Origin of the sequence: Peptostreptococcus russellii, from assembly GCF_900110295.1 — a bacterium.
GTDB classification, from domain to species: Bacteria; Bacillota; Clostridia; order Peptostreptococcales; family Peptostreptococcaceae; genus Peptostreptococcus; species Peptostreptococcus russellii_A.
This window is the reverse complement of record NZ_FODF01000002.1, coordinates 34,712-57,663: the sequence shown is the minus strand read 5'-3', so window position 1 is coordinate 57,663 and position 22,952 is coordinate 34,712. Positions and strand designations below refer to the sequence as shown.

Genomic DNA, 22,952 nt, shown 5'->3' with positions numbered 1-22,952 from the left:
TCAATAAATTATTAATGTAAATTAAAGGTGGTTATAATGGACAAAAAACAGGACTCGTCGCGAGAGTTGTACGATGAAGTTAAAGAGATGATGGATGCGAACAAACTTATAGAATTGAGAGAGATGCTTGAAGAATATCATAATATGGATATATATGATATTCTTTTAGAGCTAGATGAAACAGATAGAATAAAACTGTTTGAAATACTACCTCTAGATACGGCAGCAGCAATTCTTGAAGAATGCGAGGCGGAATTTTTTATAAGTATTATTTCAGGTATGGATAAAGAACATATCAGAAGTGTATTTGATGAAATGTCTCTTGGTGATTTATCTGATATACTTCGCGACCTTGACGAAGAAGAAAGAGAAAAAATTCTTGATGCGGTCAGCAAGGAAGATGAAGATGAATTAAGAGAACTGCTTGCATATTTGGATGATACATCAGGTTCAACCATGAAAAAGGGATATGTAACAGTAAACAAGAATCTAAATGTTATGGAAGCAATAAATACAATAAGAAAAGAGGCGACAGAAGCAGATTCTATCTATTATATATATGTAGTAGATAATTCACAGAAGCTAGTGGGCGTTTTATCTTTAAGAGATTTATTTGTATCCAAAGAAACAGATCTTGTTGAAGATATAATGATTGAAAATGTAAAGTCTGTTAGAGATAGTGAAGATAGAGAAGAAGCTGTAAAAGTGGTTTCAAAGTATAATCTTGTAGCTGTGCCAGTTGTAGACAGTGAGGGTATCCTTAAAGGTATAATTACAGTTGATGATATACTGGATGTTATGGAAGAGGAAGCTACAGAAGATATGTATAAGTTTGCTGGAAGCAGTGAGCATGAAAGAGATGTAGCAGAAAATGAAAAATCTACTTTATTTGAACAAGTAAGATCATGCGTTAGAGGTAGAGTAGCGTGGTTAATACTTACAGTAGTACTTTCTTTTATTTCAGTTCTTATATTTACGAAACTGAAGTTTTTAATAGGAAGTAGTGCAATGGAACTTTTATTCTTTACACCTCTTGTAATAGCAATGGGTGGAAATGTAGGTTCCCAATCTTCTGCAGTAACAATAATTAATTTAACTAACAAGGATAAGGATGTAGATTCTGCAACAGTCTATAAAGAGGTAATAAGCAGCTTTATAAATGGAGTTGTAATAGCTATTATTGTGAGCATTATTCTTACAATATTTGTAAAGAATCCTACTATAACAATTGTTGTTGCTCTTTCAACTTTAATAAATATGATTCTTGGAGCGACTCTTGGTACTTTGCTACCAATGATGCTTGAAAAGATGGACTTGGATCCGTCGGTTATATCATCACTTATAGTTGCGGTGATAATGGATATAATTGGTATATTAGTGTATTTTGCATTAATATCCGCATTATTATAAAAATTATTTCCCCCTTCACAATGAAGGGGGTTTTTAATACTAAAAATAAAGTTGATTCTGCAAAATACTATTTTAAAAGAAGAACTATTTTTAAAAAAGTGAAATAAATTTTAGTATCTAGTATACATATTGTATTTTAGGTGTATAATATATATATGCGATAATTTTAAATAATAGTAAATATAAAGAATTGGTTAGGGTGGTTGTATGGCGACATTAAGTACGCAGGGAATTGTATTAAAAAGCATAAAATATAATGATAATGACTTAATACTTACTATTTTTACTAGAATGTATGGTCGAGTATCTGCAATTGCAAGAGGAGCTCGTAAATCTAAGAGCAGACATCTTCCGACTTCTCAGATATTCTCATATAATAATTATATACTAAATAAGCAGAGAAATCTTTTTACTATATATCAAAGTGAAAGTATTAAAAGCTTTTATAACATATCAGCGGATTTTGAAAGCTTTTCTCATGCATCATTTATAACAAAACTGGTAGAGATGAATGTAGATGAGGGGCAAACGAATAATAAGTTGTTTGAACTACTAGTTCAGACTTTATTTTTGTATTCAGAAGGATATGAAGATAAGCTGTATTTATTAGATATATTTCTTATGAAGTTTATATCATTTATGGGATATACTCCACAGGTAGGTAAATGCGTATCATGTGGCGCCACAGGGTATGACTATGCAGTATTTTCCATCGAAGAAGGTGGTATAATATGCGACAAGTGTGCTAGAGATGAAAAATTTTATATAAAAATAGATCAAACTACTATATCACTTATGCAATACTTGCAAAATAATGATATAATAGTATGTACTAAGGCTAAAGTTTCAAAGATTTTAGTTAATGAACTTTTTTATATTTTGAAAAAGTACCTTATTAATTATTTTGAGAAAGTTGATTTTAAATCTTTGGAAATGTTGGATAGCATAAAAATATAAAATATGAGGGAGGAAATATTATGACACAGATAACTATTGAAATGGTAGATGATGTAATGGAAAGACTTCCAAATGTATCCTATAAAGATGCAAAAGAAGCGCTTATTAAGACAGATGGAAATGTATTAGATGCAATTATTCTTTTAGATGGAGATAAAAAGTTTAGTATATCTGCTATAAAAAAGGACGGTCTAGATAATATAGGCACAAAGTTTACAGCAGAGACAGAAAAGTTAAGACGTCAGACAATAGAACTTCTAAAAACGGCTAAAAGAGTAAGATTAATTGTAGATAGTGAAGAAAGAACAATATTGAATCTTCCTTTAGGCGTAGGCATCTTAGGTATTGCAACACTTCCTATACCTACTGTTCTTGGTCTTTCAGCGGCTGTTCTTACAAATTGCACAGTTAAGATAGCAGACGAAAATAGCGATGATCAAGTTGAATTTGGTGTCATGACTCCAGAAAAAATGGATATGTTAAAAGAGATATTAACGAATTCATTTGATGAAGTAAAAAAGACTTTGGAAAATAAAAAGGAAACAAAAAAAGATAATGATGACGATTCAGACATTACTGATGAATTGTTAAATGAAGAAAATAAATAGTTCAATCTATTTATATAAATATACGCTAATTAATAGTTGTAAAACTATAAAATATTCAGGAGGAATTTTATGAATTTTCAAGATATGATTTTAACTTTGCAAAACTTCTGGGCAAAGCAAGGCTGTATAATGACTCAGCCATATGATGTTGAAAAAGGTGCGGGTACAATGAACCCTAACACTTTTTTAAGATCACTAGGTCCAGAACCATGGAGAGTTTGCTATGTCGAACCATCAAGAAGACCAGCAGATGGTAGATATGGCGAAAATCCAAATAGACTATATCAACATCATCAGTTTCAGGTAATATTAAAGCCGTCTCCAGATGATATTCAGGATCTATACCTAGATTCTCTTCGTGCTATAGGAATTAATCCAGATGAGCACGATATAAGATTTGTTGAAGACAACTGGGAAGCTGCAACAGTAGGTGCATGGGGACTTGGTTGGGAAGTATGGTTAGACGGTATGGAAATTACTCAGTTTACATATTTCCAGCAAGTAGGTAATCTTGAATGTGAACTAGAAACAGGAGAAATTACTTATGGACTTGAAAGAATAGCAATGTATATACAGGATGTAGATAGTGTATACGACCTAAAGTGGAATGATAATATCACATATGGAGAAGTATTCAAAAAACAAGAATATGAAAATTCAAGATATTCATTTGATGAATGTAACTTCGATATGTTATTTAAAATATTTGATTTATATGAAGCAGAAGCAGTAAGACTTGCTGAAATAGGACTTGTAATACCATGTTATGACCATGTTCTTAAGTGTTCTCATATATTCAATACACTAGAAGCAAGAGGAGCTATAGGTGTAAGTCAGAGAGCTGCATTTATAGCAAAGATAAGAAATCTAGCTAAGGTAGTAGCAGAAAGCTATGTTAAACAAAGAGAAGAAATGGGATACCCACTATTGAAAGCAGGTGATAGAAATGAATAATTATCTACTATATGAAATTGGTGTAGAAGAAATGCCCGCTAGATTCGTGGAATCTACATTAGTTCAACTAAAGGAAAATTTAGAAAAAAGCTTAAACGAAAAAAGAGTTAAATTTGATGCAATAGATACATATGCAACTCCTAGAAGACTTGTGTTAATAGTTAAGGGACTTGCTGATAAGCAGACAGACCTTGAGGAAGAAGTAAAGGGACCTTCTAAGAAAATAGCAGTTGCTGAAGATGGAAGTTTTACAAAGGCAGCTCTAGGATTTATGAGAGGTAAAGGTCTAGAAGAAGAAGATGTTTACTTTAAAGATCTTGATGGTTCAGAATATATTTTTGCAACAATAAAAGAAGAAGGAATTTCTACTGAAGAGGTATTATCTGAGATTCTTCCAGAAATAGTTAAAAATGTTGTATTCCCTAAGTCAATGCGTTGGGGTGGAAAGAATATGAGATTTGTAAGACCGATAAGATGGCTAGTAGCTATGATGAATGATAAGATTGTTCCTGTAAATCTAGAGGGAATAATAGCATCAAATAAAACAGTTGGTCATAGATTCTTAGGTTCAAAGAACATTGAATTTAACAGTATTGAAGAATATCTTAAAAAGCTTGAAGAAAATTATGTAATACTAGATCAAAATGAAAGAAAAGAACTTATACTAAAGCAGATTAATGATGTTGCAAAGAGTATAAATGGGCATGTTGATATGGATGAAGAACTTTTAGAAGAAGTTACTTATATAGTTGAGTATCCAACAGCATTTTACGGTGAATTTGATAAAGAATATCTAGAACTTCCTAAAGAAGTTGTTAAGACACCTATGAAGGCTCATCAAAGATATTTCCCTGTACTTGATGACAAGGGTGATCTTCTTCCATACTTTATTGCAGTAAGAAATGGTAATGAGCATAAGATAGAGAATGTAAAAAAGGGTAATGAAAAAGTTCTTGAAGCTAGACTAGCAGATGCCCTATTCTTCTTTAAAGAAGACACTATTCATGACTTAGAATACTTTAGAGATAAGTTGAATTCAGTAGTATTCCAAGAAAAGCTAGGAACAATACTTGATAAGTCAGAAAGACTTTATAGAATTGCTAAACAGTTAGAGGATAAGTATGAACTTGATAATGCAAAACTTGAAAGAGCAGCATATCTTTGTAAGGCAGACCTAGTAACAAATATGGTATTTGAATTTGATGAACTTCAAGGATATATGGGAATGGAATATTCTAAGCTAAAAGGCGAAGATGAAATAGTAGCCAAGGCTATATTTGAACATTATCTACCAAGATTTAATGGTGATATAGTGCCAGATACAATGGAAGGATCAATTCTTTCAATAATAGATAAGATCGATACTATAGCAGGTTTCTTTGCTATAGGAATTACTCCAACTGGTTCTGCAGATCCATTTGCTCTTAGAAGACAATGTCTAGGTATACTTACTATACTTTTAAAGAATAATATTGAACTTGATGTAGCTGAACTTGCTGGAATTGCACTTGATCAGTATACAGAACTTGAATTCAATAGAGAAGAAGTAATAGATAATATAGTAGATTTCTTCAATGAAAGAACAAAGAATATGTTTAAGGATATGGGTATAAGATATGATGTTATAGATGCAGTTCTTTCTTCAAAGGAAAAGAATATACTAGATCTATATACAAGAGCTGAAGCTATAAACAAGTGGATTGATAGAGAGTCTTTAACAGATATGCTTGTAGCATTTAATAGAGTATCAACTCTTGCTGAAAAGGCTGTAATAGATTCAGTGGATGAAGCTCTATTTGAAGATGAAACAGAAAAGGTATTATACGAAGAGTTCCTTATAGCTGACAAGGAAATTGAAAGTCTAATGTCTCAAAAAGAATACACTAAATCACTTGATAGATTCGCTACTTTAAAGACTTCTATAGACGGATTTTTCGATTCAGTTATGGTAATGGATGAAAATGAAAAGATAAGAAATAATAGACTTGCATTGTTAGATAATATATATAATTCAATGCTACAAATATGCGATTTATCAAAAATAGTATATAAATAATGTATTAATAAAAAATTAGTATATCATATATTGGAGAATCAAATAGATGCCTACGATTTACACCTATTTGATTCTCTTTTTATATTAAAATATAATATTAATGATGTACTAATGATGTACTAATAATGTATTAATAATACATTAAAAATAGATGATTTTATATAAAAAAATAATTTTATATTTAAAAAGCTCTTTAAAAATATAATTTCTTAAAAAGAAAATATATTTTTATAAATCTATTGCTTAAAAGGAAATATAGTATTATAATATACTATATAGAAATGGTATATCATATATACGATAGTTAGTATGCATTAATTGAAAGAAGGTGATTCTTATCCGGCTTAATGATAGACAATTAAAAATTATTGACATAGTAAAAGAAAATGAACCTATCACTGGGGAAAAGATTGCAGATAGATTAAATGTTACAAGAGCAACTCTTAGATCCGATTTGGTTGTTCTTACTATGACAGGAATACTGGATGCCAGACCAAAAGTTGGTTATTTTTATTTAGGTGAAGGAGATTTTTCCAATGAAAATAACTCTATGAAAAAGATGAAGGTATCTGAAGTAATGGGAGTTCCACTTACTGCAAGACAGGAAGATTCAGTATATGATGTAATAGTTAACATATTCCTTGAAGATTCAGGTGGAGTATTTATTACTGATGAGGAAGAACTTTTATGTGGTGTAGTATCAAGAAAAGACCTTTTGAAAGCCACTGTTGGTGGTAGTGATATAAATAAGCTGCCTATAGGTATGATAATGACGAGAGTTCCTAATATCGCGACAGTTTTAGAAGATGATTTGGTGAGCTTGGCGGCAAAAAAACTTGTAAAGAGAGAAGTAGACAGCGTGCCTGTCGTAAGATATATTGACGGCGATAAAAACAGAATGAAAATCGTAGGAAAAATATCTAAGACATCAATTACAAGGCTTTTTGTAGAAATAACAGAGTAGATAGGTGCATCAGGAGGTATTATGAAGAAAAATTTCAAGATATTTATAGTGTCAGACTCTCTTGGTGAGACTGCAAGATCCGTTGCAATAGCAACTATTTCACAGTTTCCAGAAATAGAGAGCTGGGATATTAAGAGATTTCCTTATGTAAATAATGAAGATATTTTAAGGGAAGTTCTTAAGCAAGCTAAAGATTCTAATGCTCTTGTAATATATAGCATTGTAAGCAAAGAGCTTGGAAGATTAGCAAGAGAAATTTGTGAAGAAGAAGAAATAGAATATATAGATCTTTTATCTGATATAATTGAAAAATTAAGTAAGAAGTTCGATATGGAGCCTCTAAGAGAAGCAGGTCTTATAAGAAGAATGGACAAGTCATACTTCAATAGAGTTGAAGCTATAGAATTTGCTGTTAAGTATGATGACGGCAAGGATCCAAGAGGTCTATTAAAGGCTGATCTTGTTCTTGTAGGTATATCTAGAACATCAAAGACTCCGTTGAGTATGTATCTTGCTAATAAGCATATTAAGGTTGCCAATGTTCCATTGGTTCCAGAAGTTCCAGTTCCAAAGGAACTTTCAAGTGTAGATCCAAAGAGAATAATAGGTCTTACAAATTCACCAGAGAAACTAAATGTAATTAGAACTGAAAGATTAAAGGCTATGGGGCTTAATGGTGGAGCAAGCTATGCAAAGTTAGATAGAATACTTGAAGAACTTGATTATTCTGAAAAGGTAATGAAGAATTTAAAGTGTCCTGTGATTAATGTTGCAAATAAAGCAATAGAAGAAACAGCAGGAATAATATTAGATATACTGAAGGAAAACAACATTGACATTTTGAAAGACTATGATTTATAAGGCAGAATGTGGGGCAAAGCCCCACAGAATCTGTTTCTAGGTTTTTAGTTTTTTAAAAATAGATTTTCGGAATAGGAGCAAAGATATTCTGAAGAAACGAAAATTTTAGGAGGAAATTATGAGTACTAAATTTGTTTACAGTTTTAATGAAGGTAATAAGGATATGAGAAGTCTGCTAGGTGGTAAGGGTGCGAATCTTGCAGAAATGACAAACATTGGTTTACCTGTACCTCAGGGATTCACAATCACTACTGAGGCTTGTAATGACTACTATGCAAACGATTTGAAGATAAGAGAAGAAATAATTAATCAAATTGATGAAAAGCTAGCTCAGTTAGAAGAAGAACAGGGAAAGAAGCTAGGATGTGAAAAGAACCCTCTACTAGTATCAGTAAGATCAGGAGCTGTTTTCTCGATGCCTGGTATGATGGATACTATATTAAATCTTGGTTTAAATGATATAAGTGTTAATGGTCTAATAGAATCAACAAAGAATGAAAGATTCTCTTATGACAGTTATAGAAGATTTATACAGATGTTCTCAGACGTTGCAATGGAAATACCTAAGTACAAGTTTGAAAACGTTTTAGATAAATTTAAAGAAGTTAACGGCTATCAGTATGATACTGAATTAACTACAGAAGATTTAAAGAAAATAGTTGAAGAGTTCAAGGGTATATACAAAGCTGAAATAGGAGAAGATTTCCCTCAGGATCCAAGAAAACAGTTAATGTTATCTATAGAAGCAGTATTTAGATCTTGGAACAACCCTAGAGCAATCGTTTACAGAAGATTAAATGATATAGACAATAACCTTGGAACAGCTGTAAACATACAGTCAATGGTATTCGGAAATATGGGAGAAGACAGCGGTACAGGTGTTGCATTTACAAGAAATCCTTCAACAGGAGAAAATAAACTATTTGGTGAATACCTTATAAATGCACAGGGTGAAGACGTTGTTGCAGGTATAAGAACTCCTCAGAGTATAGATACTCTAAAGAATGATATGCCTGAAATATATGATGAATTTGTACAGGCTACTCAGACTCTTGAATCTCACTACAGAGATATGCAGGATATCGAGTTTACAATAGAAAAAGGAAAGCTTTATATATTACAGACTAGAAACGGAAAGAGAACTGCAAAGGCAGCTATCAATGTAGTAGTTGACTTAGTTAAGGCAGGAATGATTTCAAAAGAAGAAGCGATTTTAAGAATAGAACCAAATCAGCTTGACCAGCTTCTACATCCAACATTTGATCCAAAGGCATTAAAGACAGCTGAAAAGATAGCTAAGGGGTTACCAGCATCTCCAGGAGCTGCAGTTGGTAAAGTATACTTCCATGCAGAAGATGTTGTAGAACATGTTAAGAATGGAGAAAAGGTTTTACTTGTTAGACAGGAAACATCACCAGAAGATATAGAAGGTATGGTAAGTGCTGAAGGTATACTTACAGCAAGAGGTGGTATGACTTCTCATGCTGCAGTTGTTGCTAGAGGTATGGGTAAGTGTTGTGTAGCAGGTTGTGGACAGCTTAGAGTTGATGAAGCAGCTAGAGAAATAAGAGTTGGAGATAGAATAATTAAAGAAGGACAGTATTTATCAATAGACGGTTCTTCTGGAACTGTATACATAGGTTCTGTAGATATGACAAATGTAGAAGTTCATGGTAACTTTGCTATATTTATGGAATGGGTAGATGAAATAAGAGATATGATGGTAAGAACAAATGCTGATAACCCAAGAGATGCAAGAAAGGCTATAGAATTTGGTGCTGAAGGTATAGGTCTATGTAGAACTGAGCATATGTTCTTTGACGAAGAAAGAATACCAGCTGTAAGAAGAATGATACTTGCAGAAGAAGTAGAAGATAGAATAGCAGCCTTAGATAAACTTCTTCCATACCAGAGAGACGACTTTTATGGTATATTCAAGGCTATGGATGGAATGCCAGCAAATATAAGACTTCTTGACCCACCACTACATGAATTCCTTCCACATGATGAACCTTCTATACAGGCTCTTGCTAAGCAGATGAATATTAAGCCATCTGATCTTAAGAAGAGAGTAGTAGACTTAGAAGAATTCAACCCTATGTTAGGACACAGAGGTTGTAGACTCGCTGTAACATATCCAGAAATTTGCGAAATGCAGGCAAGAGCTATAGCGCAGGGAGCAATACTTGCTGCTAAGGAAGGTGTAGAAGTACACCCTGAAATAATGGTTCCTCTTATAGGTACAGTAAATGAATTAAAGTTACTTAGACCTTTAATAGAAAATACAGTAAATGAAGAAATAGAAAAATCAGGTGTTAAGTTTGAATATACAGTAGGTACAATGATAGAAATACCAAGAGCTTGTGTTACTGCAGATGAAATTGCAGAAGTTGCTGATTTCTTCAGCTTTGGTACTAATGACCTTACTCAGATGGGATTCGGTTATTCAAGAGATGATGCAGGTAAATTCCTAGATGAATATGTAGAAAAGGGAATACTTGAAAAAGATCCATTCCAGGTATTAGATCAGGATGGTATAGGTAAGTTTGTAGAAATGGCAGTTAAGCTAGGAAGAAGCACTAAGCCAAATATTAAGTTAGGTATCTGTGGAGAACATGGTGGAGAGCCATCTTCAGTAGAATTCTGCTATAGATTAGGATTGAACTATGTATCTTGTTCACCATTTAGAGTGCCAATTGCTAGATTAGCAGCAGCTCAGGCTACAATAAAGGCTAAGAAAGGCGATATAAGCAGAGATAAGTAAAAATAGATAAAATAATACATATCAAAAATTAAAAACCGTCAGAATGGCAATTAAGCCTTTCTGGCGGTTTTGCTATATAGGAGTATATATATTTTTTAACATAGAATTTATCAAGAAATTAGAATAAATTTACCTTTATTTTAAAAAATGCAAAAATAGATGATTTATTTAATTTTATATGGATATATTATTTAAGTTATTTCGAGGATTATTCCAATGTTATATAAAAAAATATATATAAATACACTTCGGATAGTAAGGTAGATAGATATAAGTATTACTTAAAAAAATAATGAAAGTTTTAAAAAACAATATTCATTTTCTTTTTAAAGTAATTAAAGAAATAAAAAAATATTATGTAAAAAAGTAGAAATGAATATACTTGAAAAAATGTTGTAAAAACGACAAAAATAAGAATATCTTATACAAAAATATCAAAATATCTTGTAAAAAAGATAAAACTGTAATATACTTGAAATCGTACGGTAAATATAAAAAGAAAAGTCATATAATCGCTGTTAAAAAAGAGATAAAAGAGCATATAAAAAGTGATTTTTATAAAAAAATAAAAAAAATTTTATTAGCAGATTTTATTTTGAAATTCAAACAGAAAATTAGAAAAATTACAGGAAAACCTTTTTCTGATTCAAAAAACGTTAAATTATGAAAAAAATGATATAAAAAATTCAGGCTAGAAGACTTTAAATTCAATTGATATACCCATATGAATGGTAAAAATCTTATTATAGAAAATTCTGAAAAAAGAAATATTTAAAAAATAATCATCATTTATCAATGTTTTAACATTATTATAAAATATATATTGTAAAGGAGATTGACAATAAAATATTAAAAACAAGTTGAAATTATTGTTAAAAAAAGCTATAATATAAAAAAAAAGCTTTGCATTATAATTTGCAATAAAAAAATAAATAAAAATTAGAAAAATATTATTTAACCTGCAAAGCGAGAAAGGAAGGTATAATATTATGGATGGACGGAAGAAAGTAAAAGCCATTTCGATGGAGACGTTTGTCTTCTTAGTAATCTTTATAGGAGGATTTGCATGGGTAGGTCAGATCATGGGTGTAGGAAATATGTTCAAGACAATGATGAACACTGCACATGACTTACTTCTTCAGACAGTATTCTTGATTATGGCAATGGCAGTTCTAGCGGGTGCGATTAGTGGTATCTTATCTGAATTTGGTGCGATAGCTCTTATAAATAAGATATTTGCTCCTTTGATGAAGCCACTATATGGTATGCCAGGTGCAAGTATAACTGGTGTTTTAGCAACATATTTATCTGATAACCCAGCAATTATATCATTTGCAAAGGATAGAACTTTTACTCAGTATTTCAAGAAGTATCAGGTTCCGGCTCTTTGTAACTTAGGTACATCTTATGGTATGGGGTTAATTCTTACTACATTTATGATTGCTCAAGGTAAAGAATATATTGCTCCTGCATTAATAGGTAACCTTGGTGCAGTAATAGGTAGTGTTGTCAGTGTTAGACTTATGACAGCTAAAACAAGAAAGTACTATGGAGCTGAGGCAGACGATTATTACAAGATCAGTGAAAGCGATGAAGTTGATAATGCGGAAATAGATACTGAAGTAATCGGCGAAGTAAGATATGTAAGAGATGGTAATTTATTCCAAAGAGTACTTGATGCACTGTTAGAAGGTGGTAAAAACGGTGTTGATATGGGTATGGCGATTATACCAGGCGTATTAATTGTATGTACATTAGTTATGATGTTGACATTTGGACCATCAAAAGATGGATCTTACACAGGTGCAGCTTATGAAGGTGTTAAATTACTACCTTACTTAGGTGAAAAGATTTCATTTATAGTTAAGCCACTGTTTGGATTCAAGTCACCAGAAGCAATAGCATTCCCAGTAACTTCACTAGGTGCTGTTGGTGCGGCAATGTCTATGGTTCCGAACTTTATACAGAATAACATAATAACTCCTAACGATATAGCAGTATTTACTGCAATGGGTATGTGTTGGTCAGGATATTTAAGTACTCACATCGGTATGATGGATGCTTTAAATTCAAGAGAACTAGCAAGTAAGGCAATAGTGTCTCATACTATTGGTGGTCTTGTAGCAGGTATAGCTTCACATTTCCTATTTGTATTGTTAATCCATTAAGATAGTATATTTTAAAGAAATGCATTATCTTAATCATACAAAGAATATATATAGCAGTCACATTTGTGGCTGCTATTTTTATGTTTAAAAAAGTAATGTTATATATAAATTTTCTTGTAGATCAATAAGGCATATTATAAATAGGAACTATATTTGTTATATAAAAAACGAATAATAGTATTAGAATTTTATAAAAAGACAAATAAAAAGCAAGTAATGTGTAAATAGCAAAGGTTATATGGATTTTATTTGAATTTTTATAACTATAATTTTTAGATAATTTCAAAAATTGTTGGAATAACAACTTTTATACTTTTACTAAATTTGTTATTATTAAATCAATGATAGGGAAAGCAATAAATAAAAATGTAAAAAGATGAATTTCTTAAATTTAATAAAGAAATACTGGGTATTTTGCGCTTAAAAATCATTTATAAATTTGGCTATTAAAGAGAAATAAATTTGGACTTAGTAGTTAAATATTAATCAAATTAAGAAGGAGGATGGATGCGAATGGCGGATTGTATTACAAAAAATATTCTTGACAAAAACTATACACTAGGAATTGCTAAAGAGTTTGAAAAAGAAAGAAGCTCAGAAAAAGATTTTTTAATAATAACAAATAATTCTAAAATCGAAAAAGAGTTTTCTAACATTATTCTTGTGGATGGTGATTTTAAGGATGTTCTCAAGAAAACTAGAGATATGGTACATATAGGTTATAAGATGATATCTTATCCCTTAGCTGCTAGTATCAGAATGATGTATTCTCCTACTAGATCAATTCTTATATCAGCAAATCCCCAAGAAGTAGATGAAATATCAATGGAAATAATAGATGATAGTATTCAAAAATACGATATTACAATGGGACAGAGAAATGTTGATGTAAGAAATAGAAAAGATTATGAAATCATAGATTATGATTTAATTATATCTGCAATTAAGGAAAATGGTTTCATGAAGTGTATTAATAAAATATAAGAAGGGGTGAATGTATTGAAACTAGAACTTAGAAGAATTCCAATTACTGATGTTAAATTTGGAAGCGAAACAAAGGTAGACGGTACTACATTAGTACTAGACAAAGATTCAATAATCGCAGAATTAAAAAAGGTGCCAAATGTAAAGGATATAAAAATTGATTTGGCAAAGCCAGGCGAAAAGACAAGAATAATACCAGTTAAGGATGTTATCCAGCCTAGATATAAAGTTGAGGGAGCAGCTGGATTTGCAGGTGTAACTTCAGATGTAGCACAGCTTGGTAACGGTATAGTTAATATTTTAGATGGATCTGCAATTGTTACTATTGGTGATATAGTAGGTTTCCAAGAAGGTGTTATTGATATGTGGGGAGAAGGTGCCAAATGGACTCCATTTTCTAAAACAAATAATATCGTAGTGGATATAAGTGTAATAGATGGTTTAGATCCTCATGAACATGAAGAAGCTTGTAGAATAGTTGGTTTAAGAGCTTCTGAAATAGTAGGTATGGCGGCAAAAGATCTTGAATCAAATGATATAGAAATATTTGAAATGGGAGATAATGATGAGGAAACTGAAAAGTATCCAAATCTTCCTAAGGTTATATATGCAGAGATGCTTATATCTCAGGGCTTGTTACATGCTAGTTACATATATGGTGTAGATTCAGCTCATATATTACCTACTTTCATGCATCCTAATGAAGAACTAGACGGTGCAGTAATAAGTGGTAACTGTGTTGCCGCTTGTGATAAGATAACTACTTATCAGCATCAAAATAATGCAGTAATAAAAGAACTTTATAAACTTCATGGAAAAGAAATAAACTTTATAGGTGTAGTTCTTGTTCCTGAAAAGACTACTTTAGATGGTAAGTTTGTTTCTTGCGACTATACAGCAAAATTATGTAAGGCCCTTGGAGCAGATGGTGTAATAGTTTCTGAAGAAGGTTATGGAAATCCAGACTCAGACCTTGTAATGATTTGCTCAAGAGTTGAAAAACAGGGTATAAAGTCAGTTCTTATTACAGATGAGTGTTCTGGCTGGGATGGAATGAGCCAACCACTTACAGATGTAGCAAAAGAAGCAGTTGCTGTTGTATCTACAGGAAATGTTTCTCATGTTGTAGAGATAGGGAAGGCAGACAAGGTGCTAGGAGATCCAGAAGCTATTGCAAATATAGCAGGTGGATGGGCAGGAGCTTACAATCCTGAAGACGGAACAATGAAGTGTGAATTAAATGCAGTTATAGGTTCTACTTCTGAAATAGGTACACATAATGCAACTGTAGAATTATATTAAGGAGGAAGAAAAATGTCAAATAAGAAAATCTTATACTATCTAAATCAGTTCTTTGGACAGATAGGAGGAGAAGAAAAGGCAGATATACCTCCTATGTTAAAAGAAGAAGCAGTTGGGCCAGCAGCAGCTTATGCTCAAAAATTAGGTGATGCAGGCGAAGTAGTTGCAACTGTAATATGTGGTGACAACTATTTTAATGAAAATAAAGATGAAGCAATAGCGTTTTTAAAGAAAATAAACGATGAAATAAAGCCAGATCTTGTAGTGGCTGGTCCAGCATTTAATGCAGGTCGTTATGGAATGGCATGCCAAGGGGTTGCAGAATTTTTCGCTAAAGAAATAGGGATTCCTGTAATATCAGGTATGTATGAAGAAAATCCAGGTCTTGAAGAAGCTAGAAAAGTAGCTTATGTAGCGAAAACTGGTGATTCAGCAGCAAAAATGAGAAAAGCACTTCCGATAATGGCAAAAATAAGTGAAAAAATATTAAATGGAGAACTTGTAAAGCCTGATGTAGATAATTATTTTGCTCAAGGAAAGAGACTGACAGTATTCTCTGAAAAAACTGGTTCTCAAAGAGCAGTAGAGCTACTGATGAAGAGATTGAATGGTGAGGAGTTTAAGACTGAACTTCCAATGCCTGTATTTGATACTGTAGATCCAGCTCCTGCAATAAAGGATATGTCAAAAGCAACTATTGCACTTGTTACTTCAGGTGGTATAGTTCCACTAGGAAATCCAGATAGAATTCAGTCAGCTTCGGCTCAGAAGTGGGGTAAGTATGATGTATCAAAACTAGATGCTTTAAAAGGCGATTACTGTACAATACATGGCGGATATGACCCAGTATATGCAAATGAAGATCCAGATAGAGTTGTTCCACTTGACTCTTTAAGAATGCTTGAAAAAGAAGGCAAAATTGGAAAAGTATTCGATATGTTCTACACTACTACAGGTACAGGAACAGCAATAGGAAATTCTATTACTTTTGGTACTGAAATAGGACAAGAATTAAAAGATGCTGGTGTAGATGGCGTTATCCTAACTTCTACGTGAGGAACTTGTACTCGTTGCGGTGCAACGATGGTCAAAGAAATAGAAAGATATGGAATTCCTATTGTACATATGGCTACAATAGTTACAATATCAAAGTCAGTTGGAGCTAATAGAATAGTTCCTACTGTTGCAATACCTTATCCAGTAGGTAATCCAGAAAAGGGAAAAAAGGAATTTTCTTTGAGAAATTCATTAGTAGACAGAGCAATAGAAGCTTTATCTACAGAAGTAGATGGACCTACAATGTTCTAAATTAAAAAGGCCTACAAATAACTAACTTATTGTAATACACAGAAAAACCAGGGCCAGTAAATATCTGTCCCTGGTTATTTTTTTAAGGGAGAGGATTTTTATGAAAGATTCTAAAGAAGTAGTAAAGTTTGGTAAGGTAGTAAACTATGCAGGAGCATTTATAGCTCTGTTAATTGGTTCAGGATTTGCAACAGGACAAGAAGTAATGCAGTATTTTGCAGCTTGGGGTTACAAAGGTATTTTGGGAGTATTTGTAACATTCATACTGCTAAGCTATGTGGGGATAAGCTTTATATCTGCTGGTTATAATAATAAATTTGCTACTCCAAACGATATATATAGATATTATTGTGGAAAAGCTTTGGGAACATTTTATGACTATTTTTCAATTTTCTTTATTTTCCTTTCATTTACAGTAATGATCGGAGGAGCAGGTGCAACTACTTCACAACACTACGGTTGGTCACCATATGCAGGTGGAATATTAATGGCAACTTTAGCAGTTGTAACTGTTTTGTTTGGACTAAGTAGAATAGTTGAAGTAATAGGTAACATAGGACCAGTAATAGTTATAATAGCCATATTTGTAGGAGCTGTAAGTATATTTACAAATCTTGATGGAGCAAAAGAAGCTCCAAAGATAATACACGAACTAGTGGCTAATAAAGAAATAAAAGTAGCATCCACTAATTGGTTTCTTGCAGCTGGATCATATGTAGGTTTTTGTATGTTGTGGCTAGCAGCTTTTCTAGGACAGGTTGGAGCAGGTGCAAATAGTGATAAGGAAGGTAAGATAGGTGCCTTTGGAGGTGCTGCAGGATTTTCTTTAGCGGTTCTTTTAATGTCTCTGGGAATATTCTTCTCAATAGGAAGTTTAAAAGGCACTCAAATACCAACTCTTATATTAGCAGGAAAAATTCATCCTATGTTGGCAAATGTGTTTTCAATAATAATTTTATTGGGAATATACACAACTTCTGTTCCATTATTGTGGTCTGTAATAGCAAGATTTGCAAAGGAAAAAACTACCAAGTTTAAAGTTTTAGCAGTTGTTTTAGGTGTTGCAGGAGCTGTAATAGGATTAATACTAAAATTTGACTCATTAGTAAATGTAGTGTATGTACTTAATGGTTATGTTGGTCTAGGTCTATTGATAATAATGATAATAAGATCTATCCAATGGAAAAGAATATAAATAAAAATATAAATGAATTGAAAAAATAAAAAAGATATAATTGTATTTGTTAAAAAAATGCCTATAAAAAATAATTTATATAAACACAAATGTCTAAATTTAGCCTAGCTATATTTGACGAAAGGTGATACAGTTCATGGTAATATTTCTATAACTGTATCACTTTTTCTGTTTAAAATGTCTAAATAAAATTATTTACAGAAAAAAGCTAGTTTATTATAAAAAGAATATATCTATATTAGGAGATAATGTTATAGAAAAATAAGATAAATAGAGTTTTAAATACAAAAATAAGTTTATGGGTAATAATTTCTAATTATATATATAATATATATCAAATAGTTAAAAAAACAATCAATTCTGAATAATAATGCATGATATAATATTGTTAATGTATAGATTATATAATTATAGTAATGTGTAAAAGTTGGACGAGGTGAGTTGTATGAATGATTTATTTTGGGACAGGATGATATTTGAAGGTATATCAGAAGAATCAAAAAAAGCTATAGAAAATATGCCAAAAGAAGAAAAATCATATAAGGCAAATGAGTTAGTATCGAGTGAAGGGGAAGCTATTGAATCTGTATGTATAATACTTACTGGAGCTTTAAAAGCAACAGAATATACTTCAGAAGGAAAGGAATTAAATTCATCATACTATTTTGCTGGAGATGCATTTCCATTTTACTTAGTATACGGCGGAATTAAGAAGAATTTTTCAAATACATATGCCCTAAAGAAATCTAGAGTAGTATGGCTTAAGGTAAAAGATCTCATACCGATTATTGATAATGATCAGGTTTTTCTTCACAATATACTAAGATTTGTAGCAGAATACTGTTGTTATAGCAAGTTGATAATAAGATGTACTCAATATAGAAGAGTGTTAGACAGGCTTAGTTTTTGGCTTTTACATGTAAAAAATCCTGATAAATTAATTGAAATACCAAACTCTCAGGAAGTATTGGCAGACATACTACATGTAAACAGAAGTAGTTTAAATCAAGAATTAAAGTTTTTAGATACAGAAGGAATTATTGAGTTAGAAAAGAAAAAAATAAGAGTAATAGATAAAGAATACCTTCAATCACTTTTATAAAATAAGCTTTTGTGAAATATAAAAATAATATTATTGACACTTAAAAGCAATAATATATATTTGATAAATAATATGTTTTTAGTGATAAAAAATAGCAGCAAGGATACAATTGAATTTGTAAACTTGCTGCTTATTTTTAATTAAATTCTATCAAATATAAAAAATCTGTATCTAGGTGCATTTTCAGGGCATATATAGTCTGAAACACTAGATATTTTCCAAATTTTTTTATCTATATTAGGGAAAAAACTATCAGCAGATACTTTTTCCTTCTCTTCTATAATAGTAACAAATAATTTTGAAGCTGAATCCATAAATTGAGCATACACATTGTCACCACCACAAATAAATATCTCTTCACTGGGATTATCTTTGGCATATTTTAAAACTTCTTCTTTTGAGTGAAGCGTGGAGGCTCCTTCAAAAATGTTATCAGTTCTAGTTAAGACAATATTTTTTCTATTTGGAAGAGGTCTTTTTGGAAAACTAAAATATGTTTTTCTTCCACAAACTATTGTATGATTTAAAGTTGTTTCCTTGAAATATTTTAAATCGTCTTTTAAATGATAAAGCATACCACCATCGATACCAATAGCATTTGTCTTTTCCGTCATTGCAACGATAATATATATATTATTATACATTTAATACCTCTTTTCTATATAAAACTATATTGCTAATTCAAATTTTAAGTTAGGTTTTATAGGATTGTAATTTTCCATTTTAAAATCATCTATAGTAAAATCATAAAAATTAGTTTTTTCAGGATTAAGAACTAGTCTTACCTTATTATGATCTTCTTCTTGTGGCTCTCTATTTAAAAGTTCTTTTACCTGTTCAATGTGTCTATCATATATGTGCGCATTGTTTACATAGTGGCAGAATACACCTGCTTCAAGACCAACATGTCTTGCAACCATCATTAAAAGAGCTACATATTGTATTTTATTTATTGCATTTGCAACTGGAACATCTGAAGAACGCTGAATAAGAGTCATATCAAGATATCCATCTCTTACACTCCACTGAGTTTCCATAGCACAAGGGTGCAAGCCCTTAGTTGATTCAAGGTCTGTTTCCTGATAAAGGTTAATAATATGACGTCTACCATAAGGTTGATTCTTTAGACCGTCTAAAAGCTTATTCATTAAGTCATATTTTTTAACAGTTGCACCATATCTCTGTCCTATAGTTCTGTTACCAATATCCCATTCATCCCACCATGTGATAGAATACTTGTTCTTTAAAAGATCTAAGTCATTACTTTGGTCCTGGTAAATCCAAAGAATTTCTTTAATTCCTGACTTCCAAGCAGTTTGTCTTAATGTTAAAATAGGAAGTTCACCTTTTGATAAATCATACTTTTCAAATACTTGATTTACAAAATATGTATGAGATGGAGTTCCATCTGCATATTTAGGTCTAACCTTTTCTCCTAAAGTATTATTTCCACTATTTAGTATGTCCATACATAGCTTTTTAAAATTTTTATCAGCGATAGTCATAATATCCTCCTTAATTATTTCTTAATTTATTCTAATGTATTTATTCTACCATAAAAACATATAAAAGAACAAATTAATATAAGAAAATAAAAAAATATCAATGGTTGCACAAAAAAAATTTTTGTTTTAATAAAGCGAAAGAATGAAAGTGCTTTATATTACAAAAAAGAAACGAAAGTATTAACTTTGTGAAATTAAAGAGAAATATCATTCATTAATTTAGAAAGAAAAAAATAAATATATCTCTAAAATTGAAACAATATAATCAATATTTTGCTATTTACTATAAAGTAATAAAAAAAATTATCCTATTTTCTAAAATAATATATAATAACAAACTGTTACTTTTTATAATTATGAAAGACAATATTGTTACCAATAAGATGTTGAAAGTAAAGCAGTTAATTAGATATACTATAGATATAGGGAAAACCTTTGGGAGGTATTATTATGAATAAATTTATAAAAAAATCAATAGTAGCAATTTCTTTGGCAGCATTATTGGCTCCAATATTATCTATTAGCTCTTATGCTGATGAATATATAGTAAAAGATATAAGTGGTAATGATAGATTTTCAACAGCAGTTAGCATATCTAAGAATGGATGGGATAAGGGATCTGAAAATGTAATGCTTGTAAATTCACAAGCTGTTGCAGATTCTCTTTCTGTTGCACCGCTTGCGAGTAAGCTAAAAGCCCCCGTTCTTTTAACAGATAGCAATGCTTTAAAGTGGGAAAGTAAAGAGGAAATAAAGAGATTAAATTCAAAGAGAGTTATTATAATAGGTGGTTATAATTCTGTTTCAAAAAATGTAGAAGATAGATTGAAGTCTGAAGGATACAAAGTAGAGAGGATATCGGGAAATACTAGAGTAGAAACTTCTGTAAATATAGCAAAAAGATTGAAAGATTTTTCTAGTGTAAAATTAGAAGAAGCTTTTGTAGTCAATGGGATAAGGGGATTAGCAGATGCTGCAGGAGCAGGTGCAGTAGCAGCGAAAAATAACGCTCCTATAATCTTTGCAGATAAAAATAAATCTGAAGAAATAAAATTAAATTTAAAAAATTTAGCCATAGGAAATGTATATCTAATAGGTGGGAAGTCCAGTTTACCAAATAGTTTTGAAAGTGTGGCTAGAAATGTAGAACGTATCTCTGGTAGTAATAGACAGGAAACAAATTTAAAATTAATAGATAAATTTTATAAAAATTACAAGGCAGTTTATATAGCAGATGATGGAAGCAGAAACCCGTCTAAATTAATAGATTCGGTTTTAATAAATGCTGGAATTATTGCTAGTAACAACAGTGGTGAAGATGTAGCTTATATTGAAGCTGAAAAAAGTAATCCAGAAAAAACAAAAGTAGATAATTTAGAAAAAGAAAATTTAGATGCAAGCATTAGTAAGAAAGACGATGGAGAAGTAAAAGAAAATATATCTTCAAAGGAAGAAAGTATAAATGAGGAAAATTCTAAAATAAATTCAACTGAAAGTGAAGATTTAAAGGATATAACTATAAAATCTGATGAAGATAAAACTATATCGAATCAAAATATTTCAACTGAAAATATAGAAGATAAAAGAAATGATAATATAAAAACAGATAGAAAAAGACAGGAAAGTGGAGAATCTACATTTGAGGAAGGTCCTGTTATGTTGGTCTCAGAAGATAGAGGGCTTACATATGAACAGATGAAGAACTTAAATAATAACAGAAACACACTTACAAGTATGGTTCAAGTAAGCGGTGGCAAAAACTTTAGAAGATATATGGAAAATATGTCTGACTTTATAGTAAATAGAAATAATAAAAAGGCAGAAGATGCTTTCAATAAAATGATGTCTTATGAACATATAACTATAACTTATAATGTAGCTGGAAATAAGAAAACTCTAGATGGTAATAGCATCTTAGCAATGATAAATTGTAATTCCAACAATGGGTTTAATATTGAGTTCAATAAAGAGATGCTAAACAGATTTGTATCAGATATTGATTTAAGTTCAATAGTAGACAATTCTTCTAGTGCATATGCATATAAGAAAAACGGTAATATAGTAATAGATAAATCAGGTTTTGGAGCTGTAATAGATACTAATAAAGAAGTAAATAAGCTTGCAGATATGCTTAATAGTGGAAAATCATACTATAATCTTATTCCAAGTTATACAAAGAAGGAAGCTCCAAAGGGTGCTATGAATCTTGGTAAGAAGTATGTTCAAATAGATCTGAAAACACAGCATATGTGGGTTTGGAAGGATAATAAGGCAGTAGTTTCAACTCCGATAGTTTCAGGAAATCCTAATAAAGGTATGGCAACTCCTCCTGGAATGTTCACAATAAAGAGCAAAATGAGAAATGTAGTATTAAGAGGACCGGGGTATGCGTCACCTGTAAAGTATTGGATACCATTTAACGGAAGTATAGGAATACATGATGCTTATTGGCAACCAGTATATGGTGGCAATAGATATCTTTATGCAGGTTCACATGGTTGTATAAACACTCCATTAAATGCAGTAGGAGTTTTATATAATAACGTATCTGTAGGAACTCCTGTAATAGTTCAAAGTAATGCAAGTATAAGATAAATAGAAAACAAAAAGAAAAAAGAAAAGAATTTAAAGGAACACCTATTTAGGTGTTCCTTTTTTAAAATTTATAAAATGCTTTCTTGTGAGTATAATGTTAGAAATAGAATGTAAAATAAAAATCAGAAAAAAGATAGAGAAAAAAATAACAAAATTTAAAAGGAAATGTTTACAAATTAACGAAAAAGGTATATAATACAAATTAAATAAAAGTAAGTT

Annotated in this window: 17 protein-coding genes; 15 read left to right on the top strand and 2 right to left on the bottom strand. The window is 31.1% G+C overall.

The genetic code is table 11. The annotated features are described in order from the left end of the window. Positions 1-36: 36 nt before the first annotated feature. The 14 genes from mgtE (at position 37) to BMY82_RS01585 (ending at position 18,633) form a co-directional block, all read left to right on the top strand. Positions 37-1,410 (top strand): magnesium transporter, encoded by a 1,374-nt coding sequence (gene mgtE, locus BMY82_RS01655; RefSeq protein WP_091973879.1) that lies wholly within the window; start codon positions 37-39, stop codon positions 1,408-1,410. 207 nt (positions 1,411-1,617) lie between these two features. Further along, the gene (gene recO / locus BMY82_RS01650; RefSeq protein WP_091973876.1) at positions 1,618-2,367 is read left to right on the top strand and encodes a DNA repair protein RecO; all 750 of its coding nucleotides are present in this window, start codon (positions 1,618-1,620) and stop codon (positions 2,365-2,367) included. Between the two features lie 20 nt (positions 2,368-2,387). Next, the gene (locus BMY82_RS01645) at positions 2,388-2,975 is read left to right on the top strand and encodes a DUF4342 domain-containing protein (RefSeq protein WP_091973873.1); all 588 of its coding nucleotides are present in this window, start codon (positions 2,388-2,390) and stop codon (positions 2,973-2,975) included. A gap of 69 nt (positions 2,976-3,044) precedes the next feature. Beyond that, positions 3,045-3,929 (top strand): glycine--tRNA ligase subunit alpha, encoded by an 885-nt coding sequence (glyQ, locus tag BMY82_RS01640; protein ID WP_091973871.1) that lies wholly within the window; start codon positions 3,045-3,047, stop codon positions 3,927-3,929. Continuing rightward, positions 3,922-5,985: a glycine--tRNA ligase subunit beta gene (gene glyS, locus BMY82_RS01635; RefSeq protein ID WP_091973868.1), complete on the top strand. Its 2,064-nt coding sequence runs from the start codon at positions 3,922-3,924 to the stop codon at positions 5,983-5,985. Before glyQ ends, glyS begins: the two co-directional genes overlap by 8 nt. Positions 5,986-6,313: 328 nt before the next feature. Next, the gene (locus tag BMY82_RS01630; protein ID WP_091973864.1) at positions 6,314-6,949 is read left to right on the top strand and encodes a transcriptional regulator CcpN; all 636 of its coding nucleotides are present in this window, start codon (positions 6,314-6,316) and stop codon (positions 6,947-6,949) included. A gap of 21 nt (positions 6,950-6,970) precedes the next feature. Further along, a complete protein-coding gene (locus tag BMY82_RS01625; protein WP_091973862.1) occupies positions 6,971-7,810 on the top strand; it encodes a pyruvate, water dikinase regulatory protein in 840 nt (279 codons plus the stop codon). A 118-nt stretch (positions 7,811-7,928) separates the two neighbouring features. Then, entirely contained in the window at positions 7,929-10,574 is a 2,646-nt protein-coding gene (gene ppdK, locus BMY82_RS01620; protein WP_091973859.1) for a pyruvate, phosphate dikinase, read from the top strand. Positions 10,575-11,563: 989 nt separating this feature from the next. After that, a complete protein-coding gene (locus BMY82_RS01610) occupies positions 11,564-12,742 on the top strand; it encodes a CD0519/CD1768 family membrane protein (protein ID WP_091973853.1) in 1,179 nt (392 codons plus the stop codon). Positions 12,743-13,249: 507 nt separating this feature from the next. Then, complete coding sequence (locus BMY82_RS01605) at positions 13,250-13,726, top strand: GrdX family protein (RefSeq protein WP_144019711.1); 477 nt, start codon at positions 13,250-13,252, stop codon at positions 13,724-13,726. A gap of 15 nt (positions 13,727-13,741) precedes the next feature. Beyond that, a complete protein-coding gene (locus tag BMY82_RS01600) occupies positions 13,742-15,028 on the top strand; it encodes a glycine/sarcosine/betaine reductase component B subunit (protein WP_091973846.1) in 1,287 nt (428 codons plus the stop codon). A 12-nt stretch (positions 15,029-15,040) separates the two neighbouring features. Then, entirely contained in the window at positions 15,041-16,336 is a 1,296-nt protein-coding gene (locus BMY82_RS01595) for a glycine/betaine/sarcosine/D-proline family reductase selenoprotein B (protein WP_091973843.1), read from the top strand. A gap of 100 nt (positions 16,337-16,436) precedes the next feature. Further along, the gene (locus tag BMY82_RS01590; protein WP_091973840.1) at positions 16,437-17,531 is read left to right on the top strand and encodes a YkvI family membrane protein; all 1,095 of its coding nucleotides are present in this window, start codon (positions 16,437-16,439) and stop codon (positions 17,529-17,531) included. A 445-nt stretch (positions 17,532-17,976) separates the two neighbouring features. After that, a complete protein-coding gene (locus BMY82_RS01585) occupies positions 17,977-18,633 on the top strand; it encodes a Crp/Fnr family transcriptional regulator (RefSeq protein ID WP_091973837.1) in 657 nt (218 codons plus the stop codon). Positions 18,634-18,773: 140 nt separating this feature from the next. On the opposite strand, the gene BMY82_RS01580 is transcribed toward BMY82_RS01585, so the two are convergent. After that, on the bottom strand, positions 18,774-19,277 hold the full coding sequence (locus BMY82_RS01580; protein ID WP_091973834.1) for a dihydrofolate reductase: 504 nt from the start codon (positions 19,275-19,277) through the stop codon (positions 18,774-18,776). Between the two features lie 24 nt (positions 19,278-19,301). Further along, positions 19,302-20,138: a thymidylate synthase gene (locus tag BMY82_RS01575; RefSeq protein ID WP_091973831.1), complete on the bottom strand. Its 837-nt coding sequence runs from the start codon at positions 20,136-20,138 to the stop codon at positions 19,302-19,304. A gap of 450 nt (positions 20,139-20,588) precedes the next feature. Between BMY82_RS01575 and BMY82_RS01570 the strand changes: the two genes are divergently transcribed. Further along, entirely contained in the window at positions 20,589-22,733 is a 2,145-nt protein-coding gene (locus BMY82_RS01570; protein WP_091973828.1) for a cell wall-binding repeat-containing protein, read from the top strand. Positions 22,734-22,952 lie beyond the last annotated feature (219 nt).